The sequence below is a fragment of the Mesorhizobium sp. P170090 genome (assembly GCF_057786115.1).
Genome location: NZ_JBYNWH010000001.1, coordinates 6,405,001 through 6,406,353 on the forward strand (window position 1 = coordinate 6,405,001; position 1,353 = coordinate 6,406,353).

Annotated in this window: 1 tRNA gene and 1 pseudogene; both read right to left on the reverse strand. The window is 60.0% G+C overall.

Annotation, left to right across the window (positions count from 1 at the left end):
- Window positions 1-429: 429 nt before the first annotated feature.
- Window positions 430-701, reverse strand: a pseudogene (locus AC3EML_RS30875) (type II toxin-antitoxin system ParD family antitoxin).
- A 385-nt stretch (window positions 702-1,086) separates the two neighbouring features.
- Window positions 1,087-1,163: transfer RNA gene (locus AC3EML_RS30880), tRNA-Met, on the reverse strand.
- Window positions 1,164-1,353: the final 190 nt, after the last annotated feature.

Here is a 1,353-nt window from a genome sequence, read left to right on the forward strand (position 1 = left end):
GCTGAGGATCACTCTTCTACCAAGCTCCCATCTCTAGGCGGCGGCAGGTGCGTGCCATCGGCCTGAGAATCGCCTCCTGGCGAGTGTCGATCCCCACGCCAGCCTAAGCAGCGCTTCAGAGCCGGCCTTCCAGCAATTCCGCCGTGATGTTGCGGCCGGCGAAAAAATACCCAGGACCAGACCCGTTCGGCATCGACTGCGAAAGCAATGCTGACGGCACGTCGCCAGCCGATGATCCGCGGACCAGGCATGATCTCGACCCGCTCTGTGCCGCACTGTGGAAAAGTCGACACGCTCAGGCAATGGTCGCGGATGCCGACAACGAAATTCCAAGCGATCGCCGGCGACGCACGGGTCGGCTATGTCGTTATAGAGCTGGTCGAGTTCAGTTTCCGCCTTGGGGTGGAAGACAATGCGGTACTCCATTGCCTATTTGGCTTTCGCCTGCTTCGCGTGATGACGCGCCTCGAGCCGCGAAAAAACTGTCTCGACAGGGATGCCCTTAGTTTAGCCGGATCCTGCCGGAGCTCGGTCAGGCGCGCCGGAACCTCCTCGCGCAACCATCTTTCCCGCTCCGCCTCGAAATCCTCGAGCATACGCAGGCCGGCGCGAACAACCTCACTGGCATTGTTGTAGCGGCCTGATTCGAGCTGCTTCCTGGTAAAGCTCTCATAGTGGTCGTTCAGAGCGTAGTCGGGCACGGCAACCTCCTGGAAGATTATGGCGCCGATCAAAGCCCGGTAACAATAGATAGCAATGATTGGAAGCGCACGATCACGGTTCGTTTTCCAAGATCTGATGGCGAGAGAATGGTTCGTCGCCTGGTTTTGCAGGATCCAAAGCGTCCGGTCACCATCGCGCCGGCGCGTGGCGGTTGCCGCGCTGACAGAGCCGGGAGCCAACCGGCTTCGCGTGGGCAAAGGTGCCGAATACAAAAGGCCTGCGAGCTGCGGGCGGTTGGGGGTCATGATTTGGCTTTTCTGTCCCACGGTCGGCTTCGCCTGCTTCCGACCCCTGGTGCAGGTTAAAATCGCCATCGATCACGGTCCGAACGCAAAAAGCCCGCGTGAAGCGGGCTTTTTTTGTTGGTTGCGGGGACAGGATTTGAACCTGTGACCTTCAGGTTATGAGCCTGACGAGCTACCGGGCTGCTCCACCCCGCGTCACCTCCAGGGCAAGCTCTTGCTTGCTCCGGACTCTCCAGGGCAAGCTCTTGCTTGCTCCGGACTCTCCAGGGCAAGCTCTTGCTTGCTCCGGACTCTCCAGGGCAAGCTCTTGCTTGCTCCGGACTCTCCAGGGCAAGCTCTTGCTTGCTCCGGACTCTCCAGGGCAAGCTCTTGCTTGCTCCGGACT